Below are 2,877 nucleotides of genomic sequence, written 5' to 3'. Positions count from 1 at the left end.
CGATCCCATTCCGAACTCGGCCGTGAAACGCCTCAGCGCCGATGGTACTGCGTCTTAAGACGTGGGAGAGTAGGTCGCCGCCAGGTCACCACGGCACACGCCAGCCAATCACTACTGGACTGGGCACAAGCACTTGCACGCTTCGACACGACACTCCAAAAGCCGGCGCTCTCCACAAGGAGCGGCGGCTTTTTGTGCTTGGATCGCGAACGCTAAAAGTTGAGCTTGTTCGTTGGGGGACCGCACCTACCTACGCTTCGGGACTGGAGACGTGGGAGGATGGGAATGCGCATGGGCCGAATCGCCGCCTTGCTGAGCGCTTTGGCACTCGGGGCTTGCCTGGACATTACGGACGCCAAAGCCGTCGATCAGATTTTCCGGACGGAAAAGGCCGCCGTCGAGGTGAAGAGTTTTGCGCGCGGGCTCAATCAACCTTGGGGGCTTGCGTTCCTGCCGGATGGCCGGATGCTCGTGACCGAAAAAGAGGGCAAGCTGCGGATCGTTTCGGCGGAGGGGAAGCTCTCCGAACCGTTGCGGGGCGTGCCCAAGGTCGATGACCGGGGGCAGGGCGGGTTGCTCGACGTGGCGCTCGATCCCAACTTTGCGCAGAATCGGCTGGTCTATCTCAGCTTTTCCGAACCGGGATCGGCCGGAACGAATTCGACGGCGGTGGCGCGGGGCGCTTTGAGCGCCGACGAGCGGGCGCTTGAGAATGTCCAGGTAATCTTTTCGCAAAAGCCAAAGGTGCGGAGCCAGATGCATTACGGGTCGCGCCTGGTGTTCGACCGCCAGGGACACCTGTATGTGACGCTCGGCGAACGGTCGCTTGAGCAGTACCGGACCCAGGCGCAGGATTTGAACTCGCACCTCGGTAAGGTCGTGCGCATCAATCCCGATGGGTCCGTGCCGCCCGACAACCCCTTCGTGAACAAGCCGGGAGCGCTGCCGGAGATCTGGTCCTACGGACACCGCAATGTGCAGGGGGCGGCCCTGAACCCGCAGACCGGAACCCTGTGGACCGATGAACATGGCCCCCGCGGCGGCGACGAGGTGAACATTCCCGAACCCGGCAAGAACTACGGCTGGCCGGTGGTGTCCTTCGGCATGAACTATGACGGCACGCCGGTCGGCACCGGCAAGTCGAGCGCGCCGGGCATGGTGGATCCGATTTATCACTGGACGCCCAGCATCGCGACGTCGGGCATGGCCTTCTACACGGCCGACGCCATTCCCGCCTGGACCGGGAATCTCTTCATCGGCGCCCTCGCCGGCATGGCCCTGGTCCGCCTCGAACTGGATGGCAACCGGATCACACACGAGGAGCGTCTGTTCCACGATCTGGGCAAGCGCATTCGGCAGGTCACCCAGGGACCCGACGGGGCGCTGTACCTGTTGACGGATGAGAGCGACGGTGAGGTTCTGCGCATCGCGTCCGCCGGGCGCCGGTAAGACGTCAGGGATCCGCGCCGTCCGTGCGGCGGCCGAGGCGGGTTGCGGCGAGGATGTCGGCGCGGGTCAGGCCGATGTCCCGCAACAGCCGGTCGTCGACGCGGTGGAGATCGGTGATGGCCCGCTGACGCGGCAGGCTACGGAACAGCGCGAGGACCAGCGCCAGGACCGCAAGGGCGATCGATTTCGGACGGGCTAGGGTGCTGGGGAGCATGGTCGGGGCCTCCGATGACGGCGGGCGATGACGGCAGGACGGGCGCGTCCCGCCTGACCGGTCTAGCCCGCCGAGCGTCCTGGAGATATGAACCGCCTCACAGTTGGGCCGTCAGGCCGGGCGCCGTTCGGCGCTGCTTCCGGATCGATGGCGGAGAGGGTAAACAGCACATCCCGCGCCGGCCCGACGCTGGCCGGCGAGCAAGGATGGCCCGCATGTTCCCACACGTTCCGACCATCATCCGGCCGACCATCATCCCGATCGACGATCCCCAGGATCCCCGGATCGCCGCCTACCGCGACGTGCGTGAGCGGGACCTCGTCGGGCGCGAGGGGCACTTCATCGCCGAAGGGGCCGTGGTGCTGCGCACGCTGCTGACGGCCTCGCGGCACGAGGCGGTGTCGCTGCTGATCGCGGACAAGCGTATAGCGGCCCTGATGCCGATGCTGGAAGGATTGCCGGCGCATGTCCCGGTCTACAGCGCGCGGCAGGAGGTGCTGGACGGCATCGCCGGCTTTCCGCTGCACCGGGGCATTCTGGCCCTGGGCCGGCGCGCGCCGACGCCGGAGGCGGACGCGCTGCTCACCGGGCTGGGCGCGCGGGCGCTTGTGCTCGTCCTGTGCGGGATCGGCAACCACGACAATGTCGGGGGCATCTTCCGCAACGCGGCGGCCTTCGGGGCGGACGCGGTGCTGCTCGACAGCGGCTGCTGCGACCCCCTCTACCGCAAGGCCATCCGGGTCTCCGTCGGCGCCACGCTGATGGTGCCCTTCGTCCGGCTGCCGGTTGGGGAGGACGTGGTGTCGGTTCTGGAGCGGCACGGATTCGACGCGATCTCGCTGAGCCCGGCGGGCGCGGTGCCCCTTGCGCGGTTGCGCCGGCCGGACCGCGCGGCCGTGCTGCTGGGGTCCGAAGGGCCGGGGCTGCCCGCCTCCGTCCTGGCGCGAACCCACAGCGTGAGCATCCCGATGGCGCCGGGCTTCGATTCGCTGAACGTGGCGACGACGAGCGGCATCGTGCTGCACCACCTCGCCTTCATTGCGTAATCCGGTTGAAAGCGACCACTGGTTCCACGGGAAGGCGACCGGGCATTCCGGTTGAAGCCGACCATGGATTCCGGTCGAAGGCGTCCACCGATTCCGGTGAAGGCGACCACCCGCGCGGGCTCGGCTTGCTGCTGGAGCTGTTCAACCCCCGGTATTCTCGCCGTCCTT

The 2,877-nt window shown here is 67.2% G+C and carries 3 protein-coding genes and 1 rRNA gene; 3 read left to right on the top strand and 1 reads right to left on the bottom strand.

Annotated features, from left to right (window positions below; all coding sequences use genetic code 11):
* Positions 1-86: ribosomal RNA gene (rrf, locus tag ACSVC7_RS32510) — 5S ribosomal RNA — on the top strand; the annotation flags it as partial.
* 205 nt (positions 87-291) lie between these two features.
* Positions 292-1,449 carry a PQQ-dependent sugar dehydrogenase gene (locus tag ACSVC7_RS32505; protein WP_448208727.1) on the top strand — a complete coding sequence of 386 codons (1,158 nt, stop codon included), beginning with the start codon at positions 292-294 and terminating at the stop codon, positions 1,447-1,449.
* A gap of 4 nt (positions 1,450-1,453) precedes the next feature.
* Here ACSVC7_RS32505 and ACSVC7_RS32500 read toward each other — a convergent pair whose 3' ends face one another.
* Positions 1,454-1,663, bottom strand: coding sequence for a YjiS-like domain-containing protein (locus ACSVC7_RS32500; RefSeq protein WP_448208728.1), 210 nt, complete (start codon positions 1,661-1,663; stop codon positions 1,454-1,456).
* A 215-nt stretch (positions 1,664-1,878) separates the two neighbouring features.
* On the opposite strand from ACSVC7_RS32500, the gene ACSVC7_RS32495 reads away from it, so the two are divergent.
* Positions 1,879-2,709 (top strand): TrmH family RNA methyltransferase, encoded by an 831-nt coding sequence (locus ACSVC7_RS32495; RefSeq protein ID WP_448208729.1) that lies wholly within the window; start codon positions 1,879-1,881, stop codon positions 2,707-2,709.
* Positions 2,710-2,877 lie beyond the last annotated feature (168 nt).

The organism is Azospirillum mesophilum, assembly GCF_053470405.2.
Note: the sequence above shows the minus strand (reverse complement) of the source record. Positions and strands in the feature narration are given on the sequence as shown.